Source organism: Rathayibacter sp. AY1E2 (assembly GCF_002932325.1).
Classification (GTDB): domain Bacteria; phylum Actinomycetota; class Actinomycetes; order Actinomycetales; family Microbacteriaceae; genus Rathayibacter.
Genome location: NZ_PSVO01000004.1, coordinates 84468 through 107015 on the forward strand (window position 1 = coordinate 84468; position 22548 = coordinate 107015).

Genomic DNA, 22548 nt, shown 5'->3' on the forward strand with positions numbered 1-22548 from the left:
CTTCCGAGCCTAGGCCGGGATCAGCCCAGGTGGGCGACGGCCTCCTTCGGAGCCTGGGCGAGGAACTCCTCCTTCTTCACCCGGATCATCGCGACGGCGACGACGGAGGCGACGACCAGCCCGATCGCGGCCGCGACGAAGACCGCGGAGTAGCCGTCGACGAAGGCGACCGGCGACTGCTGCTCGCCCGCGACTCCCGCGTAGAGGGTCGTGAAGATCGACAGCCCGATCGAGCCGCCGATCTGCATGGCGGCGTTCGCGGTCGCTCCGGCGGCACCGGCGTCGTGGGCCGCGACTCCGGTGAGCGCGAGGTTCTGCAGCGGCACGAAGACCATCGCCATGCCGATGCCCAGGAGGATCAGCGCGGGCAGCACCTCGAGGAGGTAGCCGCCGTCGGGGGTGATGCGGCTCAGGTAGAGGAGCCCGGCCGCCGCGATCAGCGGGCCGACGATCATCAGCACGCGCGGGCCGGTGCGCGGCAGCAGCTTGGCGGCGACTCCCGCGACGATCATGATCGTCACCGTCATCGGCAGGTTGGCCAGGCCCGCCTCGAGCGGCGGCAGGCCCAAGACCAGCTGCAGGTGCAGGGTCAGGTAGAGGGTGGAGCCGATCATCACGCTGCCGACGATCGCCTGGACCAGGAAGGCTCCGCCGCGGACGCGGTCGGCGACGATGCGCAGCGGCAGCGACGGGTGGTCGGAGCGGGCCTGGATCCGCACGAAGAGGGCCAGCAGCAGCACGCCGACGAGGAGGAAGCCGAGGGTGTCGACGCGGAGCCAGCCCTGCTCGGCGAGGGTGAAGCCGTAGACGACGCTCGCGAGCCCGAGCGCGACGGTGATCGTCCCGGCGACGTCGAAGCGGTTGCGCCCCTCCGCGCGGCTCTCGGTGACGAGCAGCTGGCCGGCGATCGCGCCGACCACGACGACGGGGACGTTGACGAGGAGGCACCAGCGCCAGTCGGCGAACTCGGTGAGCAGCCCGCCCAGCACGAGGCCGACGGCGGCGCCCGCTCCGGCGACCGCTCCGAAGACGGCGAAGGCCGTGCCCCGCTCGCGGCCGGAGGGGAAGGAGACGGTGAGGAGGGCCAGAGCGGCCGGGGCGAGCAGCGCGGCGAAGGCGCCCTGCAGCCCGCGGGCGGCGATCAGCTCCGTGCCGGAGGTGGCGAGGCCGCCCCAGGCGGAGGCGGCGCCGAAGCCGATCATGCCGATCAGGTAGGTGCGCTTGCGGCCGGTGTAGTCGGCGATGCGGCCGCCCAGGAGCAGGAGCGCGCCGAACGCGAGGGCGTAGGCGGTGACGACCCACTGGCGCTCGACGTCGGTGAGGCCGAGGTCGGCCTGCGCGGCGGGGAGGGCGATCGTGACGATGGTGCCGTCGAGCACGACGACGAGCTGCGTGAGCGCGAGGATCACGAGCACCCACCAGCGGCGGGCGGAGGAGGGAGCGGACGGGGAGGGCATGGCGGCCTTTCACACGGAGCGGAGCGGGACCGGCGGGTCCGGATCCGAGCCGCGTCATCGGGGCCGAACCAACCCAACCAGTTGGTTGGGCGAAGAAGAGTGTATCGTTCGAGCGCCCGGAGGTGAACCATGGAGCCGACATCCGATGCGGCGCTGCCCGCACGCGAGCGGATCCTCCGCGCGGCCTCCGTCGAGTTCGCCGCCCACGGCTTCGCGGGCGCCCGGGTCGACCGCGTGGCCGCGGCCGCGGGTCTGAACAAGGAGCGGCTCTACGCCTACTACGGCGGCAAGCGCGGCCTGTTCGTCGCGACCGTCGTCGAGGCGCTCGGCGCTCTCGACGAGACGCTCCTCGCCGAGGCGGCGGACCTCCCCGACCTCGCGGGCCGCATGTTCGACCATGTGTGGGAGCACCCGGAGTTCCTGCGCCTGCTCACGTGGGCGCGCCTGGAGGGAGCCGGCGTCTGGGAGGAGGCCGGCGAGCAGCTCGGCGGGGTCCCCGCCCCCGAGGCCCGGGTCCTCGAGTGGCAGCGCACCGGCGTCGTCGACGCGAGCTGGTCGGCCGACGACCTCTTCATCGCCCTCCTCGGCCTGTGCGAGATCTGGCACCTCACCCCCTTCGCCTCCCGGGGCGGGGAGGAGACGCGCGACCGCCGCCGCGCCTTCGTCGTGCACGTCGCGCAGCTGGTGGGCGCACCGCGCTGAGGCCGACCCCTCCCCCGGCAACGGAAGCGACGTCGGCATCTCCGATCCGGACGCGGTGGACGGGGCGGCTCATCCCTCCGAGCCGGAACCCGACGGATCGGACTGGAGTGGGAGGTCCCACGGATCCGGCTTCGGGACGACCCCTTCATCACCCGGAAGGACCGCACCCGCCGCGCGCTGAGCCTCGTCCTCGAGGAGGAGTGATTCGAAATCGCCGGGCGCGCACGGCATCTCCGCCCCGATCATGTACATCTCCTCGACAGCGCCGGTGACGAAGCTCGCCCGCAGCACCGGTCCGCCCTGCCCGTAGACCGTCGGGCGCGGAGTCGAATCGGTCACTCTCACCGTCATCCCCAGCGACTCCCAGTAGTCCGCGACCTTCCGCGCATCCCCCTCGACATCGGTGCCCGCCGGGGCCCACCAGGCGTAGCTGTAGCTCGCACCGCTCACCCGGTCGCCGGGGCCGCACACATCGGGCCTGGCCGCGCCGCTCCGCGGCCACCACCCCTCCACATCGAGCCGCCCCGCGGAGTCCTGCACGAACTCCACCACCCGATCCCGACCCTCCCGAGGACTCATCGTGCTCACCGGTCTCGCCTCCTTCTCCGTTGCACAAGCGGTCATCGACATCACGAGCAGAGCGGCGACGGTCAGCGCGACGCCCGTCCACTGAGGAGAGCCTCTACCCGCCATGGGAGGCTCCCACGACCGCCTTCTGGAAGGCGGTCGGTCCGAGCGGCCGGTTCTCGGTCAGCAGGTCGAGTCGCCGGGAGACGGCCCACGCCGCGTTCTGCAGGGACTCGGTGTTCGTGTCGAGATACCCCGCGAGATCGCCGTCGTCGCTCTTCAGCGCAGCGTGATCCGTCACGATCCTCCCGGCGTCGCCTCCGGTCTCCACACCGAAGACGCGCGCGCCGAAGTCCTCGTCAGCGGGATCCGTGTGGTGGTTCCAGCTGAAGGCGCGGCCCATCCACGCGGCCTCGTCGCCGCTCTCGGTCTCGCCGAGGTACTTGTCCCGCGCCTGCCCCGCGAAGACGGATTCCGCGTGCAGGTCGCTCGCCTCGTCGACGCTGTCCGGGAGGCCGGCCGAGCCCAGCGTCACGACGACCCCGAGCTCGACGTCCGAGCGCGAGGCGGCGACGGCCATGACGGTGCTGCCGTAGGAGTGGGCGACGACGTTCGGCTTCGGCAGGTCGTCGCCCCGGACCGCGGAGAGCCCCTGGACAGCCGAGGCGAGTGCGGCGCCGCCGGCGACCGCCTGGTTCGAGGTGAGGACGTCCATGCCGTTCCCGCCGAGCCGCGCCATCGGCGGGGTCTCGTAGCCGATCCAGGAGACGACGGCGCTGCCGGGCGGGAGGAGCGACTGCAGATTCTGCGACGCCTTCGTCCATCGGGTCATGCTCTCCGTCGTCTGTCCCATCCCGGGGACGGCGTAGGTGACGTTCGTGGCGGTGTCGGGATCGCCGATCGAGACGGCGGCGAGCGGAGGCTCGTCGGCGGTCAGGGAGACGAGGAAGCGCGGATCCTGACCGAGACCGCGCCGGAGCGATGCCCGCACGTCCCTCAGCGCCACCAGCTGCGACTCCACCGCCGCGAGTCGCTCCCCGTCGCCCGCCTTCCCGCGCAGGCCCGCCGCCTCGCTCCTCAGCGCCGCGATCCGCGCCCTCAGCGCCCTCTCGTTCGCCCTCACCCGGGCGCGGTAGGGAACACCCTCCAGATTCCCGATCACCCCGGGCAGACCGGCGACCAGCGCCTCCTGCTGCGGCGAGAAGCGCGCGCCGTCCGTGGAGTCGAGGCTCCGCCACCAGTCGTTCACGAGGGTCGGAGCCAGTCGCCCGAGGCGCGCCGCGAGGTCGGGCGACGCCGCCAGGAGTGTCGCGAGATCGTCGGACGAGAGCGCCGCGAGGGAGTCGAGCAGGCTCCGGCCGCCCCGGGGCCGCGCCAGGGTGCCGACGGCGTCGAGGACCGGAACGGAGAGCGCCGCTCCCCCCGCGGCGGTGAAGGCCAGGGAGATCTGCTCGACCCAGGTCGCGTCGGCCGCACCGATCGACAGCAGCTCGCGGAAGCCCCGGAGCACCGAGAAGGACTCGACCGGCGCCCACGAGCAGCGGTTGCCGAAGGCTCCCCAGGCGGCCATCAGATCCTGGAGCCGGGAGCGCATCGCCTCGTCCGCCTGCCGGGTCTGCGAGACGAAGACGTCGAGGCGCTCGGGGTCGGCGGAGGTCGTGCCTCCCGCGGCGGGGCCGCCCGGGGACGTGCGGGGCACCGACCGGGGGGAGAACTGCGCACGGATCGGCGGAGGCACGACCGGCCGATCGGACGGCGGCCGGTCGACGACCTTATCGACGCCCGCCGCGAGGGCCGCGACCGGATCGAGGCGGCGCTGCTGCTCGCGCTCGTCCGCCCGCCGCTCCCAGGCCGCATACTCCTCCCGGCGCCGACGCTCCTCCTCGGCCTTCCGCACCACGAGCCGCACCGTGTCGGCGAGCTCGCGCAGCTCGGCGCTCAGCCGACCGCGGTTCTCCCTGTCGCAGAGGCGGACCCGGCGGAACAGCTCGGCGTACGCGCCGCGGAACTCGCCAAGCGCGTACTCGGCAGCGACGGACCTCAGCAGCTCCTGGGAGGCGAGCGCCTCCGCCGCCTCGTCCGAGGCGCGGACCAGCTCCGCCGCTGCTGCATGGTCGAAAGAGAACAGGGTCATCGCCTCCTGAGTGAGAACTTCTCAGGAAATGTAGAACGACCACGATGGCGTCGGCACCGGGTGGCGCGAGACGGCACGCGGTCAGCGCGCCCGCGCCGCGTCCGGCGGCCCGCACGCAGAAGTGGCGCGGACCCCGTCGGTCCGCGCCACTCGTTCAGATCAATCGACTCACTCCGCCGCGGTCAGCCGCTCCAGGTATCCCGCGAACGCGCGCAGGTCCTCCTCGGGCCAGGCGCTCAGCGCCTCCTGCATCCGCTGCCGCTGACGGCCGCCGAGGTCGCGCATCCGCTCGCATCCGGCCGCGCTGAGCGAGAGGAACCGCGCTCGGCCGTCGGCGGGATCGGAGGTCATCTCGACCAGGCCCAGCTCGGCGAGCTGGCGGGCCTGGCGGCTGATCGCGCTGCGGTCGACCCCGAGCCGCTCCGCCGCGGCGCCGGAGTGGACCGGACCGCAGCGCTCGAGGATCCGCAGCAGCCGCAGTCCGAAGGGCGGCAGCGCCGGGTCGATCGACGCCGCCGCGTCCCGGACGGCGAGGCGCACCTGGACGGCGAGCACGGTGATCTGCTCCTCGACCTCGTGCAGCGCCTCGGCCGAGGGCGCGGCGGCGGGCATCAGGAGCGCTCGATCACGTCGACGGAGCCGGTGGGAGCGGCGTGGCGGGCATGCCCGACCGGCTCCTCCTGCCGCTCCTCGTCGGCGTGGCGACCGTGTCCGGCGGGAGTGGCCTCGCGACCCTCCCGGGCGTGCGTCGCGTCGTCCGTCCGCCGGGCCTGGCCGACGGGGCGGAGCGCCGCCTGGCCGTCCGAGGCGGCGATGAGGGCGTCCTCCGCGGCCTGCAGCGGAGTGGTCGGCTCCGCCTTGAGCTGCACCGCGTTCTTCGAGCCGAGGCTCACGTTGGGCAGGAGGACGACGGCGATCAGCGTGACCACGGCGAGCGGGATGCTGTAGAGGAACACGTCGCCCACGCCGATCCCGTAGGCGCTCTCGACCACGACGCGCACGGCGTCGGGCAGGGTCGCCGGCTGCGGGATCGTGCCGCTGCCCAGCGCCTGCGCGGCGAGAGCCTGGTCGGCGGGAGCGAGACCCGCGATGCCGGTCTTGATGCGGTCGGCGATCACGGTGCCGAGCATCGAGCCCAGGACCGAGACTCCGACGGTGCCGCCGAGGCTGCGGAAGAACGTGACCGCGCTGGTCGCGACGCCGAGGTTCTTCACCTCGATCGAGTTCTGCACCACCAGGACGAGGTTCTGCATCAGCATGCCCAGGCCGGCACCGAGGACGGCCATGTAGATCCCGACGAGGACCAGGTCCGTGTCGTAGCGGAGGGTGCTGAGGAGGGAGGTGCCGATCACGGCGAGCACGCCGCCGCTGATCATGATCGCCTTCCACTTGCCGGTGCGCGAGATGATCCCGCCGAAGATCGTCGAGGCGATCAGCAGGCCGGCCATCATCGGGATGGTGAGCAGGCCCGACTGGGTCGGCGTGGCTCCGCGGGCCAGCTGCATGTACTGCGCGAGGAAGACGGCGACGCCGAACATCGAGACGCCGACCGAGATGCTCGCCACGACGGCGAGGCTGAAGGTGCGGTTCTTGAACATCCCCATCGGGATGATCGGCTCGGCCACGGTGAGCTCGGTGATCACGGCGGCGACCAGCAGCACGACGGCGCCGCCGACCATGACCGCGGTCTCCCACGAGGCCCAGTCGAAGTTCTTGCCAGCGAGGGAGACCCAGATCAGCAGGAGCGAGACGCCGCCCGCGATGAGCACGGCGCCGAGGTAGTCGATCCGCACCTTGCGCTTCGGGTGCGCGGGGAGGCGGAGGGTCATCTGGAGGAGGACGATCGCGACGATCGCGACGGGCATCGCGATGAAGAAGTTCCAGCGCCAGCCGAACGCGTCGGTCACGACGCCGCCCAGGAGCGGGCCGCCGACGGTGCCGATCGCCATCACGCCGCCGAAGAGGCCGGCGTACTTGCCGCGCTCACGGGGGCTGATGATGTCGGCCATGATGATCTGGCTCAGCGCGGCGAGTCCGCCGGCGCCCAGGCCCTGGAACACGCGGAAGACGATCAGCATGTTCGTGTCCTGCGAGAAGCCGGCCAGAGCGGAGCCGATGACGAACAGGCCGAGGGCGAGCTGGATCAGCAGCTTGCGGTTGAACAGGTCGGCGAACTTGCCCCAGAGCGGAGTGGAGACCGTGGTCGCGAGCAGGGTCGCGGTGACGACCCAGGTGTAGGCGTTCTGGTCGCCCTTGAGGTCGGAGATGATCCGGGGCAGCGAGGTCGACACGACCGTGCCCGCGAGGATCGAGACGAACATGCCCAGCAGCAGGCCGCTGAGCGATTCGAGCACCTGGCGGTGCGACATGGCGCCGTCCGGCCCGGCGGGGGCGTGCGGCGCGGTGGTTCCGCGCGATGCGGCGCGGTGTTCGGGGTGTGACATGGGCTCCTCTTCAGCACGGCGGCGGTTCTAGTTGACTGCAATCAACTATTGACCGAGAGCAACTATATAGCCGGGCGTCACGAATCTCCAGTGGCACTCTGCTGCCGTCCAGGCGCCGCTCCGGCCGCGCCTATCCTCGGAGCATGGACAACATCGATCGGAAGATCCTCGATCTGCTGCGCCAGAACTCCCGCGCGGGCTACGGCGACATCGGCGGCGTGGTCGGGCTCTCCGCCTCCGCGGTGAAGCGCCGCGTCGACCGCCTCGTGGCCGACGGCGTGATCCGCGGCTTCACGATCAAGGTCGACCCCGCGGTCGACGGCATGGCCACCGAGGCCTACGTCGAGCTCTTCTGCCGCGGCACCGTCGCTCCGGACGAGCTCCGCCGCATCCTCTCCGCGGTCCCCGAGGTCGTCGACGCGGGCACGGTCACCGGCTCCGCCGACGCGATCGTCCACATCCGCTCGCGCGACATCCCCAGCCTCGAGCTCGCCCTCGAGAAGGTCCGCATCGCGCCCAACGTCGACCACACGCGCTCCGCGATCGTCCTCTCCCGCCTCATCCAGCGCAGCGAGGCCTGACGGATCGCGCCACCTCCTCGACGCGCGTCGCGACCGCCCGGTACTCCATACCTGTATGGTGAATCCAGGAGGGCGAGCATGAGCGACTGCGAACAGGCCGGTACGGCGGCACGACGGAGACGGCGCATCTGGCTGATGCTGCCGGCTCTGTTCGTCGGCGTCCTGGCCGGGCACCTCGTCGCGACCGCGGTGGGCGCCGAGAATCCGTGGGACGTCGTGGTCACCGCCGCCGTCGCGGCAGCGGTGGCGTCCGTCGTCCTCGCCCTCGTCGACCGGCGGCGCTGAGCCCTCCCTCCTGGATCGGAATCCGATGGAGGGAACGACGATGGAACGACAGAGGACGAGCACGGCACTGGTCGCGGCGGCGGCCGCTCTGCTGGCGGTGCCGATGTTCACAGCGCAGGCCGCGCACGCCGAGCCGGCGAGGCAGGAGACGAGCAGCCGGGTGCACCTCGAGGCACGGGGCGGATCGGCGTCGACGGTGACCTTCGACGTCACCGACGGCACGCGGATCGTCGAGCTGGCGGGCGGCGGGGTCGGCTTCACGGACGGCGCCGAGACGTCCGACGCACTCCCGGAGAGGATCGACGTCGGACGCGGCCGCACCGTGTCGGGCCACTGGTCGATCGACGACTCCGACACGCTCACCTTCCACTTCGCCCCGGACTCGGCGTCCCGCTCCGCGGTGGGCGGCCTGCACCTGAACAGCGACTGGAGCTCGCCCGAGTGGGGCCACTGCGTCGCCGGGAGCGGCGTCAGCGGTGCCGCGACCGGCGGGGTGATCGGCGCGATCTCCGGTCCCGGCGCGATCGCCTCCGCGACCGGCGGGCTGCTCGCGGGGATCATCGGCGGAGCGATCACCTGCTGAGCGCCGCCTCCTGAACGACCCGGATCAGGCGGGCGCGTCCGCTGCGGTGTGGACGCGCTCGCCGCCGATCCAGGTGCCCAGCACCCGGGTGTCCCCGATCGCCCGGGGGTCGCCGGCGAAGGGGTCCCGGTCCAGCAGGGCGAAGTCCGCCGCGAGTCCCACGGCGATCGAGCCCGACTCGCCCTCCAGGCCGTTCACCCACGCCGAGCCGGCCGTGGAGGCGGAGAGGGCGGTGGCGAGGTCGAGGCGCTGCTCCGGGAGGAACACCTCCTCGTTCCACCCCGGCTCGCGCTCGGACGGCGCCGAGAGCCGGTTCACCGCGACGTGGATCGCGGCGAGCGGGTCGGGCGTCGACACCGGCCAGTCGCTCCCCGCGGCGAGCACCGCGCCCGAGCGGAGCAGGTCGCCGAAGGGGTACTGCCACGAGCCGCGCCGCTCACCGAGGAACGGCAGCGTCAGCTCCACCATCTGCGGCTCCAGCGAGGCCCACAGCATCTGCAGGTTGGCCGCGACGTCGAGCGCACGGAAGCGCGGCAGGTCGTCCGGATGCACGACCTGCAGGTGGGCGAGGTGGTGGCGGTTGCCGCGGCGCCCGTTCGCCTCGATCGCCCGCTCGACGGCGTCCAGGCACTCGCGCACGGCGCGATCGCCGATCGCGTGGAAGTGCACCTGGAACCCGGCCGCGTCCAGGAGCGGCACGGCCTCGTTCAGGAGGCGCGGGTCGACCATCGAGAGGCCGTCGCCGTGACCGTGGCCGCCGTGCCCGTCGAGGTAGGGCTCGAGCATCGCCGCCGTGAAGTTCTCGGCGACCCCGTCCTGCATGATCTTGACGGTCGTCGGAGCGAAGCGGTCAGCGGCGAGCGCCGCGCGCCGCTCGACGAGCTCCGGGATCTGCTCGACGCCGCGGCCTCGGTCCCACCACAGCGCACCGCGGACGCGCCCGGTCAGCTCGCCGCTCAGCGCCGCGCGGCGGTACACCGGACCGGGGTCGCCCACATCGCCGTAGGAGCCGATGATCGCGTCCTGCCACGCCGTCACTCCGAACGAGTGCAGGGTCTCCTGCCCGAGGAGCAGCGCGCGGTGGAGCTCGTCCGCGCTCGCGGGCGGGAGGTGGCGGCGGACCGCGTCCATCGCCCCCTCGTGCAGGGTGCCGGAGGGGGTGCCGTCGGCCAGGCGCTCGATGCGGCCGTCGGCGGGGTCCGGCGTCGTGCGGTCGATCCCCGCGAGGCGCAGTGCGGCGGAGTTGACCCAGGCACCGTGCCCGTCGGCGTTGGTGAGGAAGGCGGGCCGGTCAGGGACGACCGTGTCGAGCTCGCGGGCGGTCGGAGTGCCTCCGGGGAAGTCGGGCAGGTTCCAGCCGCCGCCGAGGATCCACTCCGCTCCGCTCTCCCGAGCCGCGTACTCGGCGACCGTCGCCAGGTGCTCGGCGGGCGACCCTCCCGCTCCGAGCCAGCAGCGCAGCAGCGCGGCACCGCCCCAGACCGGGTGCACGTGGGCGTCCTGGAAGCCGGGGACGAGCATCCGGCCCTCGAGGTCGACCACCTCGGTGCGCGGCCCGATCAGGTCGGAGGCGTCGGCACCGACCGCGACGATCCGCCCTCCGACGACAGCGACGCCGTGCGCTCGGGAGCGCACGGCGTCGGCGGTGAAGACGGCGCCGCCGGTCAGGACGAGATCGGCGGCGCGCACGGGTTCAGAAGCCCGCGGGAGCGAAGGCCTGCGTCATCAGGGAGAACAGCGACACCGTCCAGCCGATCGCGATGAGGAACGACACGACCACGACGCCGAGGAAGACCCAGAGCGGGAGGAGGCCGCCGCCGGTCACGCGCTTCACGACCACGCTGCGGCCGATCACGTAGACGTAGGGAGCGGCGAGGAAGGCCCACGCCCAGTGGAACGGACGCTGCAGGCCGGCTCGCTTCAGCTGGCGCCAGTCGAGGAAGGCGAAGACGACCTCCGCCGCGTAGATCAGGAAGCCGACGACCTGGAGCACGCCGAGGCCGACGAGGTAGGCGGTCGACATCCCCATCGAGGAGCTCGGCCCGTAGGTCGAGGCCATCGACGAGTCGACGATCGCGCTCGGCGGGAGGAGGAAGATCGACAGCGCCGAGAGCAGCGGCAGGAGGACCACCACCCAGATCCACGGGGTGGACGTGACGATGCTCGTGTCACGCTGCTGCACGGGTGCTCCGGGAGCCGCGGAGTAGGCCGGGTACTGCGGCTGCTGCTGGCCGTAGGGCTGCTGCGGCTGCTGGCCGTACTGCTGGGGAGCCTGCTGGCCGTAGCCCTGCTGCGGCTGCTGCGGCTGCTGCTGGCCGGCGCCCTGCTGGCCGTAGCCCTGCTGCCCGTAGCCCTGCCCGTAGCTCTGCTGCGGGTCGGCGGACGACGGCTGCTGCGGATACCGACCCGAGGCCGACTGTCCGTAGCTCGTCGCCGCTCCGCTCGACGTCTCCCCGTAGGCGGGACGCTCGGCGGGCGGCGCGGGCGGAGTCGGTGCGGTCGGCGGAACGGGAGTCGCGACGGCCTGCGCCGACCCGCTCTCGGCCGGGGCGGTGGGAGTGGCCGCCGGCGCGTCGCGGAGCGACTCCGTCCAGCCGGTCCCGTCCCACCAGCGCTGACGGGACGAGCCCGCCGGGTCCGGGTACCATCCGGCGCGGGGTCCGGAGGCCTCGCCGCCCGTGCTCGCGCCCTGGTCCGTGCCGGTTCCGTTGTCGTCCGTCATGGCGTCCTCCACTCCCCTCCGGGCGTCTGCCCGCGATCTCGCACCACCGTAGCGCCGCGACACGATGCATGGCCTGAGGGCGGGCTGATCGCGCGCTGTCCGAGCGCTGTCCGCTCCGGCAGACGCCGGAGGCCGCCGACCGCCAGGATGGACGCATGCCCCACCTCCTCCGAGCCCGCGCCGCCCTCTTCGACATGGACGGGACGCTCGTCGACTCGACGGCCGTCGTCGAGACCATCTGGGGCGCCTTCGCCGAGCGCTTCGCTCTCGACCACGACGCGGTGCTCGGCGCCGTTCACGGTGTCCGCGCCGCCGACAGCGTCCGCCGTTTCGCTCCGGCCGGCAGCGACGTCGACGCGATCGTCGCGGAGCTCGACGCGTACGAGCTCGGGCACACCGAGGGCACCGTCGAGATCCCCGGCGCGACGGCGTTCCTCGCCTCACTCCCCCGCGAGCGCGTCGCCCTGGTCACGTCCGCGAGCCCGGCACTGGCGGCCGCCCGTCTGGCCGCGGCGGGCGTCCCCTCCCCCGACACCGTCGTCACCGCCCACGACGTCGCGAACGGCAAGCCTGCTCCCGACGGCTACCTCGCCGCCGCGGCCCTGCTCGGCGTCTCCCCCGAGGACGCGCTGGTGTTCGAGGACGCCGAGGCCGGCATCCGGGCGGGTCTGGACGCCGGCATGCGCGTGATCGTCGTCGGGAGCCACGAGAGTGCGAGCACCCGGGGGCTGCCCCGGATCGCGCACTACTCCGACGCGCGCGCCGCGCTCGAGGGCGACGAGCTCGTCGTCACCCTCGGCGGGCCTCAGTAGCGGATCGCGTCGATCACCTTCACCCGCACGGCGACGATCGCCGGCACCAGGCCCGCGAGCGCGCCGACGAGGGTCGCCGCCCCGAGCCCGAGCAGCGCCGCCTCGGCCGGGAAAGGCGGGATGTCGGCGATCCCGTTGTCCTGCACGAAGGCCACCGTCCACGGGTTGGTGACGAGGATGACCGCGACCGTCACGCCGACCACTCCCGCGACGACGGTCGCCACGACGCTCTCCATCATGATCGAGAAGAAGATGCGGCCGGAGGAGGCGCCGAAGCTGCGTCGGATGCCGATCTCGCGGATCCGCTGCCGGACGGTGACCAGGGCGATGTTGAGCAGTCCGAGCGCGCCGAGCGCCAGCACCAGGCCCGCCACGCCGCCGATCACCCAGGTCAGCACGCCGAAGGGGTCGGAGTCGTAGACCAGGTAGTCCTGCCGGTCGACCGACACCTCGAAGTCGGATCCCAGGGCGCCGGCCACGTCGCGCTCCACCGCCGCGGCGAGGGGCTCGGCCAGGTCGAGCGGCACCCACATCTCGTAGTTCGGCACGCCCTGCCCGCCGTACTGCGGGTCGGCGTCGCGGGCGACCGCCGGGTAGGCGTCCGCGAGCATCATCATCGACGGATCCGTCTCGAACTGCGAGGAGGGAGTCACGCCGACCACCACGCCCGTGACGTCGCGCTCGGAGCCGAGCAGGGTGACCACCGGGTGGGTGCGCAGATCCGGGCTCCCGATCCGCTCCCAGAAGCGCTCGTTGACGACGAGTGCGGGAGCGAGGTGCTGGGAGTCGCGGGCGGTGAACCAGGAGCCGTCCACGATCTTCAGCCGGTGCATCTCGGCGAAGGGCTGGTCGACCGCCTGCACCGCGACGTCGACGGCGCCGTCGGCGAACTGGACGCGCGCGCTGCCGTAGGTCGAGCGGCTCGCGTAGGTGATGGAGTAGCGCTCGAGCGCACCGGTCCACGCGGCCTGGAGTGCGTCGGCATCCACCTCGGAGGTGCCGGTACCGGAGGGGTAGGCGGAGAGGAAGAGGCTCGCCGGGCGCCCGCTGGAGCGCTCGGCCTGCTCGATGCTGGCCTGGCGGGCGATGCCACCGGCGGCGACGACCGCGGTCAGGGCGGCGACGGCCACCGCGACTCCGATCAGCGAGAGCAGCACGCGGCCGCGGTGGATCCGCAGCTCGGTCCACGCCTCGACGATCGCGCCGGCGATCCCGACGAGCGCGCGCATCAGAGGACCACCGCCTCGGCGACGGGGCCCGCATCCGCGGTCGAGCCCAGGCGGCCGTGGTCGAGCCGGTAGTGGCGCTCGGCCCGCGCCGCGATGGCCGGGTCGTGGGTGATGGTGACCAGCGCGGAGCCGGACTCGCGGGCGATCTCGTCGAGCAGGCCCATCACGCTCTCGCCGGTGTCGGTGTCGAGGGCGCCCGTCGGCTCGTCGGCGAGGATCAGCCGCGGTCGGCGCACCAGGGCGCGGGCGATCGCGATCCGCTGCTGCTCGCCGCCCGACATGCGCCCGGGCATCGAGTCCACGCGGTGCCCGAGGCCGACCCGCTCCAGCATCTCGGCCGCGAGGTCGCGGCGGCGCCAGAACTCCGATCCGGTCGCGTAGAGCAGCGGCGTCATCACGTTCTCGCGGGCGGTCCGCCCCTCCAGCAGGTTGAACTGCTGGAAGATGAAGCCGATGCTGCCGCCGCGGATGCGCGCGCGGGCCCGCGAGGACAGGGTCTCGGTGGGAGCACCCTCGAGCAGCATCCGCCCCTCGGTCGGCTCGTCGATGAGTCCGAGGATGTTGAGCAGCGTCGACTTGCCGGAGCCGCTGCGCCCCACGACCGAGACGTGGTCGCCCTCGCCCACCTCGAGATCGACGCCGTCGAGGATCGTCAGCGGCGGCGCATCGGGCAGCGGGACGACCTTGCGGATCCCCTCGAGCCGGAGGATCGTCACGAGCAGAAGACCGAGCCGTCGGGCTGCGCGATGCAGTCGCCGCCCAGCTGGACGTCGGGAGCAGCCTCCTCCGCGCCCGGCACGAACTGCAGGAGCTCGGCGCCCTCCTCCACTCCGCCGGTGATCTCGACGGAGCTGCCGTCGGTGAGTCCCAGCGTCACCGGGACCTCCTCGGTGCTGCCGTCGTCCGCCCGGCGGAACACGACTCCGGACTGGGCGGTGCCCTCGACCGCGGTGGTCGGCACGACGAGGACGTCCTCCGCCTTGCCTCCCGCGAGCGTCACCGAGGCGGCGAGCCCGGGGAACACGGTGACCTCCGTCGGCACCTGGCAGGTGAAGCTCGTGCCGGAGCCGCCGGTGGAGGTTCCACCGCCGCCGCCGTCCGTCGCTCCGCCGGTCGTGCCGCCCTCGCCGGCTCCGGCGAGAGGGGTGCTGATGGTGAGGTCGGTGCAGGTGAAGCCGGCGGGCCCGCCGGTGATCGCGACCTGCGCCTCCGTCGGCCGGTTCTGGATGCGGTAGAGCTGCTGCGCGTCGATCGTGCCGGTGACGGCGTAGCTCGGCGGCGCGACCTGTCCGGTCACCTCGCCGACCGTGACGGCCTGGTCGTGGATGACGCCGAGCGCGCTGAGGGTGCCGCCGGTCGCGGCGTAGACCCGCTCGAAGCGCACGGAGGGCTCCTGCTGGGTGAGGGTGACGGCGCCGTCCGGGCCGGTCGTCTCGACCGGGTCGCGCGGAGTCTCGACGCGGATGTCGTAGATGAGATCGCCCGACGCGACGGCCGCGCCCTGCTGCACGTAGACGTCGTCGACCGTTCCGGCCGCCGTCGCCTTGAGCGGCACGGCGGGGTCGGCGGCGACGGTGCCCTGGAGGGTGAGGTCGTTGGTGACCGTGCCGCGGGCGACCGTGACGGTCGGCTCGGTGATCTCACCGGTCGGCTGCGTCGGATCGGCCTCGGCCGCGCCGTCCGGGAAGAACGCGATCTTCACCAGGGCGATGCTCGCCGCTCCGATGATGACCATCCACACGATCGGGAACACCCAACGCCGAACCGCACCCATCAAGTCCCCCGACTCCGCTTCCAGAGCGCTCCGCCGTGGGGCGCCGGAGGCAGCCTATCCGGCGTCGAGGTGGCGTCCCGGACCGTGGCGCGCCCGTCAGCCGGCGAGCGCCGCGACGATCGAGGCGACGCGGCGCGCCCTCGTCTCGGCGGCCTTCGCGCCCTCGACCGACGTGACGTGGGCCTTCCGCGCGCTGGGCGAGAGCGCGGCGAAGCGCTCCGCAGCGCCCGCCGAGGCCAGCGCGGACGCCAGGTCCTCCGGCACGACGACCTCGCGCGGCGCGGTGTCGAGCTCGATCACGACGTCGATCGCGTCACCGCCGGCGAGCTGCGTCTCGCGGCGCTTGTCGGCCGAGAACGGGATGAGCGCGCGTCCGCCCATCGCTCCGACCGTGCTGGTGAAGCGGTAGCCGTTCACCGTCACCGCGACGGCGGGACGCTTGCCGCCGCCGAGTGCCTCGAGGACCTCGGGCGGCACCTCGATGCCGGTGTTGTTGCCGATCTGGAAGAGCGTCGTGGTGAACTGCACGAGGCGATGATGGCACGGACTCCCGCGTGTCGCGCGGCCGATCGCTGTACTGACGCGGAGGGCCGTCGACTCGATCCTCGTCGACCTCCCGTTCACGGATCCGGAGCGCTCGAGGGCGTTCGCCCCGGCGCTCGGCCGGACCCTGGATCCTCTGTTCAGCCCTGAGCCCGCTGTTCAGCAACGATGCCGCCAGCTCCGTCGCCTCCGAGCACGTGTCCGCGATGCTCCTCCCGCACCCCTCCTTCTCGACCTCCAGGTCGAAGGAGATCATCGACGCGCGCTCCCGGGTGCAGGGCCTCTTCGCGGTGAGCGTCGGCAGCCGGGAGGAGATCGGCGAGGTGCTCGGGAACGGGCCGGCCTCCGGCGGCGCCGAGCCGGTCGCGGTGCAGGACCTCGGCTCCATGCGGGCGCGGCCTCGAGGACCCTGACGGGCACGTCCGGGAGTCCCTGTGCACGGATCCGGCCGCGGCCGAGGCCGGTCCGCCCCGGAAGTGAGGGGTCGGTGCGCTCAGCAGGAGCGGGTGTCGGGGTCTCCGAGCGAGGAGCGCACGGCGTCGACCGTCATCCTGCCCTCGGGGTCGAGCCGGGCGAGCATGCGCGACATGATGTCGGCCAGCTGCGGGATCTGCTCGGCGTCGAGCGGATCGATGACGTCGGCCAGCACGGTCGCGACGTGACCGGGCGCCGTGTCGACGATCTTCTGGAGGCCGGCGTCGGTGAGCACCGCGTTCGTGGCGCGGCCGTCGGAGGCGCAGGGGCGGCGCTCGAGGTAGCCGCGGGCGACGAGGCGGGTCACCACGTGCGAGAGCCGGGGCAGGGTCGCGTTGGTGCGGGCGGCGAGCGTGGTCATCCGGAGGGCGCGGTCGGGCGCCTCGGACAGCATCGCCAGGGTCAGGTACTCGAAGTGCGTGAGTCCCGCGTCGCGCTGCAGCTGCGTGTCGAGGGCGCCCGGCAGCAGTTCCACGACCGCGATGAAGCGCAGCCAGGCGTCGAGCTGATCGGGCGTCAGCCAGCGTGTCTCGGGCGCACTCATCCCCCCACCCTACCCACTACTTGCCGCGACAAGTAAGTCCCCCGCGCCTCGTTGAGCCGCGTCCCGGGGCTCCGTCGGGAGGCCGACCAGCGCCAGCCTGATCCCACCATCCCCGCGAGCACCGCCCCCGAGGCGAACCAGCGATCCGCGTGCGAGCGGATCGCTGTAGCCGAACGCCCCCCGCCCCTCAGAACGCACCCCGTCGAGAAGCCGACCGCGCCACACAGAATCCACACCATCCCCGCGAGCACCGCCCCCGAGGCGAACCAGCGATCCGCGTGCGAGCGGATCGCTGTAGCCGAACGCCCCCCGCTCCACAGAACGCACCCCGTCGAGAAGCCGACCGCGCCACGCCCGTCAGGGACGGGCGTGGAATCGACTACAGCACGTCGTCGCTCAGATCGATCGGGTTGCCGAAGCGGTGGTTCGTGATCGAGATCGCCTGCTCGCGGAGGAAGGGCAGCAGTTCGACGCGGCCGGCGGGGGTGACCGGGTCGGCGTAGACGGCGGTGTCGAGGGCGCCGCCGAGGGCTTCGGCGAGGGCGGTCGCGAGGGAGACGCGGGATCCGTCGGCGCGGGTGAGCGGGACCGGCGTGCCTGTGCTGCCGCGGGTCATGCCGGCGACGACGTCGGTGAAGGAGCCGGTCGAGTCGGACGATCGGCGGACGACGGCCTGCTGTCCGTGCGTCGGGCTGCCGGGGGCCTGCGGGCCCGCGTAGCCGTCGACGCGGTCGGAGACGATGTCGCCGATGATGCGGATGCGCGGGGCCGTGATGCGGCCGGCCGCGGCGCGCTCGAGCCACTGGGCGTCGGTCTCGACGACGATGCGCGGGACGAGGCCCGCCATCTCGGCGAGCTCGTCGCCGCCGAGCATCTCCTGGACCCGCGGCGGGAGCGGGAGGGACGTGGAGATGTCCATCCGGGAGCGGGTCAGCAGGCCGGCGGCGATGACGCGGAGGAGCTCTCCGAGGTCGCCGCCGTCGGCCAGGCGCAGCGCGATCGGCACGCGGAGGTAGCGGAACAGGTTCCGCTCGACGCCGACCTTCGAGATGTCGGTGACGACGCCGAACTCGGTCGCCCAGGCGAGCTGGTCGGAGAGGGCGGAGCGGCGGAGCAGGTCGAACTGCTCGAACCGGAGCGAGGACTGGGCCGCCTCGATGAACTGGCGCGCGCGGTCGTCGAGGCCGCGCAGGTGCAGCGTCGAGGAGGTGCGCGCGGGCGAGGGCTTCCAGGAGCCGAGGCCGATGAGGTGGTTGGGTCCGCCCGCCTTCGCGCCGCCGCCGACGGACGAGCGCTTCCAGCCGCCGAAGGGCTGGCGCCGGACGATCGCTCCGGTGATGCCCCGGTTGACGTAGAGGTTGCCCGCCTCGACCGAGTCGATCCAGAGGGCGAGCTCGTCGGCGTGCAGGGAGTGTAGCCCGGCCGTGAGCCCGTACTCGGTGCCGTTCTGCATCCGGACGGCGTCCTCGAGGGTCGCCGCGTGCATGATCCCGAGCACCGGGCCGAAGAACTCGGTGAGGTGGACGTAGCTGTCCTCGGTGACGCCCTCGCGGATCCCGGGCGACCAGAGCGTGCCGCTCTCGTCGAGGCGCTGCGGCTCGACGAGCCACGACTCGCCTCCGCCCAGCGTGGTGAGCGCGTGCAGGAGCTTGCCGGTGGGCTCCTCGATGAGCGGCCCCATCACCGCCGACGGGTCGTCGGGCCGGCCGACGCGGAGCGACGTGACGGCGTCGACCAGCTGGGCGCGGAAGCGCTTGGAGCGGGCGACCGAGCCGACCAGGATCACCAGGGAGGCGGCGGAGCACTTCTGGCCGGCGTGCCCGAAGGCGCTGCGGACGATGTCGGCGACGGCGAGGTCGTAGTCGGCGTGGGGAGTGACGATGATCGCGTTCTTGCCGCTGGTCTCGGCCTGCAGTGCGAGGCCGGGCCGCCAGGAGCGGAAGAGGCGGGCGGTCTCGTAGGAGCCGGTGAGCAGCACGCGGTCCACGAGGGGGTCGGTGATCAGCGCCCGTCCCAGCTCCTCCTCGTCGAGGTCGACCAGGGCGAGGAGCTCCTGCGGGACGCCCGCGTCCCAGAGCGCCTCGACGAGCACAGCCGCCGAGCGGCGGGCCTGGGGCGCCGGCTTCACCACGACTCCGGAGCCGGCGGCGAGCGCCGCGAGGATCGATCCGGCGGGGATGGCGACCGGGAAGTTCCACGGCGGAGCGACGACGGTGACCCGAGCGGGGACGAAGGTGGCCCCGGTGACGGCGTCGAGCTCGCGGGCGCGGGTGGCGTAGTAGTGGGCGAAGTCGATGGCCTCGGAGACCTCGGGGTCGGCCTCGGCGATCGTCTTGCCGGTCTCGGAGGCCATCACCTCGATCAGGCGGTCGCGGTTCGCGGCGAGGACGAGGCCGGCGCGGTCGAGCACGGCCGCTCGGTCGTAGCCCAGGCGCTCGCCCCAGCGCTCCGCGCGGCGGGACACCGTGCGCAGCACCTCCTGGAGCTCCGCCTCGGTGCTCACGCGCGCGGCGTCGGCCGTGCCCGCTCCGATGGTCGAGCCGGCGATGCGCTCGGTGATCAGGCGCGCCCAGCGGCGGTTGCCGGGGAGGGCGGGGTCGGTGTCGGGCTCGTTGTGGAAGCCCGCGGTCGCGGCGGCGGCACCGGAGCCGCGGCTGAGGCCGAGGACGGCCTGCGTCAGGCCCGCGGCGGCCGGGTCCTGCGCCCGCTCGCCGGCGCGGGCGTGCTCCTGCACGAGGCGGCGGCCGGAGCCGGAGGACCACTCCCGCAGGCGGTCCTGCGTGCGGTTCGGCGGCGGGACGGAGTCGTCGAGGGCCTCGAGCGAGGCGCGGAAGCGGCCGAGCTCCCGCTGCAGCACCTCCTCGTCGTCGAGGCGGAACGCGGCCGAGAGGAAGTTCTCGGGGCTGCTGTTCTCCTCGAGCCGGCGGATGAGGTACGAGATGGCCACGTCGAACTCGTGCGGGTGCACGACGGGCGTGTAGAGGAGGAGTCGTCCCACGTCCTCGCGGACGGCGCGCGCCTGCCCGGTCGCCATCCCGAGCAGCATCTCGATCTCGACCGCGCCGGTCACCCCGCGCTCGGTCGCCGTGAGCCACGCCCAGGCGAGGTCGAAGAGGTTGTGCCCGGCGACGCCCACGCGCACCGCGTCGACGCGCTCCGGCCGCAGCGCCCGGTCGAGCAGGCGCTTGTAGTTCGTGTCGGCCTCCACCTTGCTGCCGACGGTCGCGAGCGGCCAGTCGTGCAGGGCCGCGTCGACCCGCTCCATCGCGAGGTTCGCGCCCTTCACGACGCGCACCTTGATCGGGGCTCCGCCGCGGGCCCGGCGCTCCTGCGCCCACCCGGTCAGCTCGTCGAGCACGCGGACGGAGTCGGGCAGGTAGGCCTGCAGGACGATGCCCGCCTCGAGGTCGAGCATGCCCGGCTGCTCGAGGAGGCGCCGGAACACGGCGACCGTCAGGTCGAGGTCGCGGTACTCCTCCATGTCGAGGTTGATGAAGGTGGGGTCGGCTCCGGACGCGGCGGCCTGGTAGAGCGGGGTGAGCCGCTCCACGACGCGGTCGACCTCCTCCTCGAAGGCCCACATCGACAGCTGGCTGACGACGCTCGAGACCTTGACGCTGACGTAGTCGACGTCCGGCCGCTCGAGCAGGCGGAGGGTCCCCTCGAGGCGCCGGCGGGCCTCGCGCTCGCCGAGCACGGCCTCGCCGAGGAGGTTGAGGTTGAGCCGGTCGCCGCCCTCGCGCAGCGCGGCGACGGCCGCACCGAGACGCGCCTCCGAGGCGTCGACCACGAGGTGCCCGACGAGGCGGCGGAGGACCCGGCGGGCCGCGGGCACGACCACCCAGGGCAGCACGGGGCCGACGGCGCCGCCGGTGCTGATCGCGGCGCGCAGATAGGAGGGGAGGAAGGCGGGCGTCTTCGCGGTGAGCGCCGCGAGGTTCTCGGCCGCGACCGAGAGGTCCTCGGGCCGGGCGACGCCGTCGACGAACCCGACGGTGAAGTCGAGTCCGTTCGGGTCCTGGAGCACGCCCGCGAGCCGCTGGGCGGCGGGCTCGACCGGGAACTCGCCGCTGCGCGCGATCCAGCGGCGGACCAGGGACTCGACGCGCTCGATCATCGGGCGGTCGTCGACCTCGGGCTCGGCGGCGGCGGGCGCCGCGTGCTCCGACTCCGACGCGGCGTCGGGCCCGCGCACGACCTCGTCCTCAGGGTCGCGCACGACCTCGTCCTCTGCATCGGGCTCGCTCACGGCCTCGTCCTGAGCGTCGCGCACGACCTCGTCCTCGTCCTGAACACCGGGCTCGCGCAGGTCCTCGTCCTCAGCGTCGGACTCCTGCTCGTCCTGAGGCTCGGCCACGTCCTCGGACGCGGACTCCGGCGCCGGCACGACCTCGGCCCCGCTCACGGAGTCGCGCGCCTCACCGGCCTCGACCTCGTCGTCCGACCCCGTGCCGCCCTCCGGCGTCCGACCACCGATCGTCGCGTCGACCCCGCTCCGCACGGCCGCGTCGTCGGGCTCGCGCTCCGGGTCGCTGCCGGGCACACCTGGGGTCGTCGACTGCTGCATCCTCCGAGGCTAAGCCCGACCCGCCGCCCGGACGCGGCGTGACGCGGTGGTCGCGCCGACTCGCCCGCGAGCCGCCCCTGTGGAGGAGCGGATCAGTGCCGGCGGTGGTCCTGGATGGTCATCCGCGGGCCGTGCCGCGGCTTCCTCGCTCCGCTGCAGCCGATCAGCCGGATGACCCGCTGCCGGTGCCCGCGCCACGGCTCGAGGAGCTCGAGCATGCCGTCGTCGTCGACCCCGAGCCGGCCCGTGAGCGCGAAGCCGACGGCCGCGGCCAGGTGGTAGTCGCCCACGCTGACCGCGTCCGGATCTCCGTGGGCGCGCATCATCACCTCGGACGCCGTCCACGGCCCGATCCCCGGCACCGACTGCAGCCGGCGGGCGACCTCGTCGCCGCCTCGCCCGAGCGCGAGGGTCCGCTCGAGGCCGGAGGCGACGAGCGCGGCGGTGAGGACGGTCCGCGAGCGCCGCGGATCCACTCCCGCGCGGTGCCAGTCCCACGAGGGCACGCGCCGCCACTGCTGCGCGCTCGGAGCCACGTGCAGAGCGACCGGCCCCGGGGCGGGCTCCCCGTGGAGGCGCACCAGCACCCGGTAGGCGCGCCACGCCTCCGTGCTCGTGACCTTCTGCTCGAGGACCGACGGCGCGAGCATCTCGAACACCAGGTTCGCGCGCGTGAGGCGCAGGCCCGACGAGCGGCGGAGCACCTCGGCGAGCGGCGCGTGGGCCGACAGGTCGAGCCCGCTCCAGTCGTCGCCGTGGCCGAGGAGCTCGGGGACCGCGTCGATCAGCCACTCCGCTCCCCCGCCCCAGGCGCGCGCGTGGACCACGCCGTCCGCCGCCTGCCGCAGGTGCAGCGTGCCCGGGCCGAGCGGCGTGCGGAACGCCCGCCAGAAGCCGGACGCGTCGAGGAGCATGGTCGGGTCGCCCGAGCCCCGCAGCAGCGTGCGGAGGGTGAGCGCGAGGCTCACGGGCTCCGACGGCGCGTAGACCGTCGCCCAGGAGGGCTCGGGAGCGGGGGCGGGGATCGACACGCAGTGATGCTAACCGGCGGCTCCGACACCGGATCGGACGCTCCTCCGCAGAACCCCCATCCACGACGTGTTCGGAGCGACACGCCCGGCGGATTGGTT

At 73.4% G+C, this 22548-nt stretch carries 20 protein-coding genes; 6 read left to right on the forward strand and 14 right to left on the reverse strand.

Going from position 1 to position 22548, the window contains the following annotated elements:
- Nucleotides 1–20 precede the first annotated feature (20 nt).
- On the reverse strand, nucleotides 21–1457 hold the full coding sequence (locus tag C5C49_RS05130) for an MFS transporter (RefSeq protein ID WP_104325523.1): 1437 nt from the start codon (nucleotides 1455–1457) through the stop codon (nucleotides 21–23).
- Between the two features lie 129 nt (nucleotides 1458–1586).
- Between C5C49_RS05130 and C5C49_RS05135 the strand changes: the two genes are divergently transcribed.
- On the forward strand, nucleotides 1587–2159 hold the full coding sequence (locus C5C49_RS05135; protein ID WP_104222850.1) for a TetR family transcriptional regulator: 573 nt from the start codon (nucleotides 1587–1589) through the stop codon (nucleotides 2157–2159).
- Nucleotides 2160–2228: 69 nt separating this feature from the next.
- Here the strand turns inward: C5C49_RS05135 and C5C49_RS05140 are convergent, their stop codons facing one another.
- The 4 genes from C5C49_RS05140 to C5C49_RS05155 all read right to left on the reverse strand — a co-directional run bounded on the left by C5C49_RS05140 (nucleotide 2229) and on the right by C5C49_RS05155 (nucleotide 7229).
- Nucleotides 2229–2792, reverse strand: coding sequence for a hypothetical protein (locus tag C5C49_RS05140; protein ID WP_146084852.1), 564 nt, complete (start codon nucleotides 2790–2792; stop codon nucleotides 2229–2231).
- A 49-nt stretch (nucleotides 2793–2841) separates the two neighbouring features.
- On the reverse strand, nucleotides 2842–4860 hold the full coding sequence (locus C5C49_RS05145) for an alpha/beta hydrolase (RefSeq protein ID WP_104345605.1): 2019 nt from the start codon (nucleotides 4858–4860) through the stop codon (nucleotides 2842–2844).
- Nucleotides 4861–5028: 168 nt separating this feature from the next.
- A complete protein-coding gene (locus tag C5C49_RS05150) occupies nucleotides 5029–5472 on the reverse strand; it encodes a MarR family winged helix-turn-helix transcriptional regulator (RefSeq protein ID WP_104222853.1) in 444 nt (147 codons plus the stop codon).
- Nucleotides 5472–7229: an MDR family MFS transporter gene (locus C5C49_RS05155; RefSeq protein ID WP_104345606.1), complete on the reverse strand. Its 1758-nt coding sequence runs from the start codon at nucleotides 7227–7229 to the stop codon at nucleotides 5472–5474. The genes C5C49_RS05150 and C5C49_RS05155 overlap by 1 nt, the downstream gene beginning before the upstream one ends.
- Before the next feature lie 218 nt (nucleotides 7230–7447).
- Between C5C49_RS05155 and C5C49_RS05160 the strand changes: the two genes are divergently transcribed.
- The 3 genes from C5C49_RS05160 (at nucleotide 7448) to C5C49_RS05165 (ending at nucleotide 8753) form a co-directional block, all read left to right on the forward strand.
- Nucleotides 7448–7885, forward strand: coding sequence for an Lrp/AsnC family transcriptional regulator (locus tag C5C49_RS05160; RefSeq protein WP_104222855.1), 438 nt, complete (start codon nucleotides 7448–7450; stop codon nucleotides 7883–7885).
- Nucleotides 7886–7963: 78 nt separating this feature from the next.
- On the forward strand, nucleotides 7964–8170 hold the full coding sequence (locus C5C49_RS16720) for a hypothetical protein (RefSeq protein ID WP_146084853.1): 207 nt from the start codon (nucleotides 7964–7966) through the stop codon (nucleotides 8168–8170).
- 40 nt (nucleotides 8171–8210) lie between these two features.
- Nucleotides 8211–8753: a hypothetical protein gene (locus tag C5C49_RS05165; protein ID WP_146084854.1), complete on the forward strand. Its 543-nt coding sequence runs from the start codon at nucleotides 8211–8213 to the stop codon at nucleotides 8751–8753.
- Nucleotides 8754–8777: 24 nt separating this feature from the next.
- Here C5C49_RS05165 and C5C49_RS05170 read toward each other — a convergent pair whose 3' ends face one another.
- Together C5C49_RS05170 and C5C49_RS17290 are read right to left on the reverse strand one after the other, a co-directional pair.
- Nucleotides 8778–10442 (reverse strand): amidohydrolase, encoded by a 1665-nt coding sequence (locus C5C49_RS05170; protein WP_104345608.1) that lies wholly within the window; start codon nucleotides 10440–10442, stop codon nucleotides 8778–8780.
- Between the two features lie 4 nt (nucleotides 10443–10446).
- Nucleotides 10447–11475 carry a DUF2510 domain-containing protein gene (locus C5C49_RS17290; RefSeq protein ID WP_258068388.1) on the reverse strand — a complete coding sequence of 343 codons (1029 nt, stop codon included), beginning with the start codon at nucleotides 11473–11475 and terminating at the stop codon, nucleotides 10447–10449.
- A gap of 155 nt (nucleotides 11476–11630) precedes the next feature.
- Between C5C49_RS17290 and C5C49_RS05185 the strand changes: the two genes are divergently transcribed.
- Nucleotides 11631–12287 carry an HAD-IA family hydrolase gene (locus tag C5C49_RS05185; protein WP_104345609.1) on the forward strand — a complete coding sequence of 219 codons (657 nt, stop codon included), beginning with the start codon at nucleotides 11631–11633 and terminating at the stop codon, nucleotides 12285–12287.
- On the opposite strand, the gene C5C49_RS05190 is transcribed toward C5C49_RS05185, so the two are convergent.
- The 4 genes from C5C49_RS05190 to C5C49_RS05205 all read right to left on the reverse strand — a co-directional run bounded on the left by C5C49_RS05190 (nucleotide 12281) and on the right by C5C49_RS05205 (nucleotide 15818).
- On the reverse strand, nucleotides 12281–13516 hold the full coding sequence (locus C5C49_RS05190) for an ABC transporter permease (RefSeq protein WP_104345610.1): 1236 nt from the start codon (nucleotides 13514–13516) through the stop codon (nucleotides 12281–12283). The two genes, C5C49_RS05185 and C5C49_RS05190, sit on opposite strands and share 7 nt — an antisense overlap.
- A complete protein-coding gene (locus C5C49_RS05195; RefSeq protein ID WP_104283158.1) occupies nucleotides 13516–14232 on the reverse strand; it encodes an ABC transporter ATP-binding protein in 717 nt (238 codons plus the stop codon). The genes C5C49_RS05190 and C5C49_RS05195 overlap by 1 nt, the downstream gene beginning before the upstream one ends.
- A complete protein-coding gene (locus C5C49_RS05200; protein ID WP_104246912.1) occupies nucleotides 14229–15251 on the reverse strand; it encodes an efflux RND transporter periplasmic adaptor subunit in 1023 nt (340 codons plus the stop codon). Before C5C49_RS05200 ends, C5C49_RS05195 begins: the two co-directional genes overlap by 4 nt.
- A gap of 135 nt (nucleotides 15252–15386) precedes the next feature.
- A complete protein-coding gene (locus C5C49_RS05205) occupies nucleotides 15387–15818 on the reverse strand; it encodes a YdeI/OmpD-associated family protein (protein WP_104328834.1) in 432 nt (143 codons plus the stop codon).
- A gap of 212 nt (nucleotides 15819–16030) precedes the next feature.
- Here C5C49_RS05205 and C5C49_RS05210 point away from each other — a divergent pair, with 212 nt between their 5' ends.
- Nucleotides 16031–16246 carry a hypothetical protein gene (locus C5C49_RS05210; RefSeq protein WP_104283155.1) on the forward strand — a complete coding sequence of 72 codons (216 nt, stop codon included), beginning with the start codon at nucleotides 16031–16033 and terminating at the stop codon, nucleotides 16244–16246.
- Between the two features lie 80 nt (nucleotides 16247–16326).
- Here C5C49_RS05210 and C5C49_RS05215 read toward each other — a convergent pair whose 3' ends face one another.
- From C5C49_RS05215 to C5C49_RS05225, 3 genes are all read right to left on the reverse strand, one after another.
- Nucleotides 16327–16851: a MarR family winged helix-turn-helix transcriptional regulator gene (locus C5C49_RS05215; protein ID WP_104233099.1), complete on the reverse strand. Its 525-nt coding sequence runs from the start codon at nucleotides 16849–16851 to the stop codon at nucleotides 16327–16329.
- 379 nt (nucleotides 16852–17230) lie between these two features.
- Complete coding sequence (locus C5C49_RS05220) at nucleotides 17231–20968, reverse strand: bifunctional proline dehydrogenase/L-glutamate gamma-semialdehyde dehydrogenase (RefSeq protein ID WP_104345649.1); 3738 nt, start codon at nucleotides 20966–20968, stop codon at nucleotides 17231–17233.
- Nucleotides 20969–21510: 542 nt separating this feature from the next.
- Nucleotides 21511–22449 (reverse strand): DNA-3-methyladenine glycosylase, encoded by a 939-nt coding sequence (locus C5C49_RS05225; RefSeq protein WP_258068389.1) that lies wholly within the window; start codon nucleotides 22447–22449, stop codon nucleotides 21511–21513.
- Between the last annotated feature and the right edge of the window lie 99 nt (nucleotides 22450–22548).

Excerpts from the sequence above, each read along its gene's own strand:
- C5C49_RS05190 (WP_104345610.1), bottom strand. The coding sequence starts at position 13,516 with ATGCGCGCGCTCGTCGGGATCGCCGGCGCGATCGTCGAGGCGTGGACC.
- C5C49_RS05200 (WP_104246912.1), bottom strand. The coding sequence starts at position 15,251 with ATGGTCATCATCGGAGCGGCGAGCATCGCCCTGGTGAAGATCGCGTTC.
- C5C49_RS05135 (WP_104222850.1), top strand. The coding sequence starts at position 1,587 with ATGGAGCCGACATCCGATGCGGCGCTGCCCGCACGCGAGCGGATCCTC.
- C5C49_RS05185 (WP_104345609.1), top strand. The coding sequence starts at position 11,631 with ATGCCCCACCTCCTCCGAGCCCGCGCCGCCCTCTTCGACATGGACGGG.
- C5C49_RS05165 (WP_146084854.1), top strand. The coding sequence starts at position 8,211 with ATGGAACGACAGAGGACGAGCACGGCACTGGTCGCGGCGGCGGCCGCT.
- C5C49_RS16720 (WP_146084853.1), top strand. The coding sequence starts at position 7,964 with ATGAGCGACTGCGAACAGGCCGGTACGGCGGCACGACGGAGACGGCGC.
- C5C49_RS05215 (WP_104233099.1), bottom strand. The coding sequence starts at position 16,851 with ATGAGTGCGCCCGAGACACGCTGGCTGACGCCCGATCAGCTCGACGCC.
- C5C49_RS05155 (WP_104345606.1), bottom strand. The coding sequence starts at position 7,229 with ATGTCGCACCGCCAGGTGCTCGAATCGCTCAGCGGCCTGCTGCTGGGC.
- C5C49_RS05145 (WP_104345605.1), bottom strand. The coding sequence starts at position 4,860 with ATGACCCTGTTCTCTTTCGACCATGCAGCAGCGGCGGAGCTGGTCCGC.
- C5C49_RS05150 (WP_104222853.1), bottom strand. The coding sequence starts at position 5,472 with ATGCCCGCCGCCGCGCCCTCGGCCGAGGCGCTGCACGAGGTCGAGGAG.
- C5C49_RS05220 (WP_104345649.1), bottom strand. The coding sequence starts at position 20,968 with ATGATCGAGCGCGTCGAGTCCCTGGTCCGCCGCTGGATCGCGCGCAGC.
- C5C49_RS17290 (WP_258068388.1), bottom strand. The coding sequence starts at position 11,475 with ATGACGGACGACAACGGAACCGGCACGGACCAGGGCGCGAGCACGGGC.
- C5C49_RS05130 (WP_104325523.1), bottom strand. The coding sequence starts at position 1,457 with ATGCCCTCCCCGTCCGCTCCCTCCTCCGCCCGCCGCTGGTGGGTGCTC.
- C5C49_RS05160 (WP_104222855.1), top strand. The coding sequence starts at position 7,448 with ATGGACAACATCGATCGGAAGATCCTCGATCTGCTGCGCCAGAACTCC.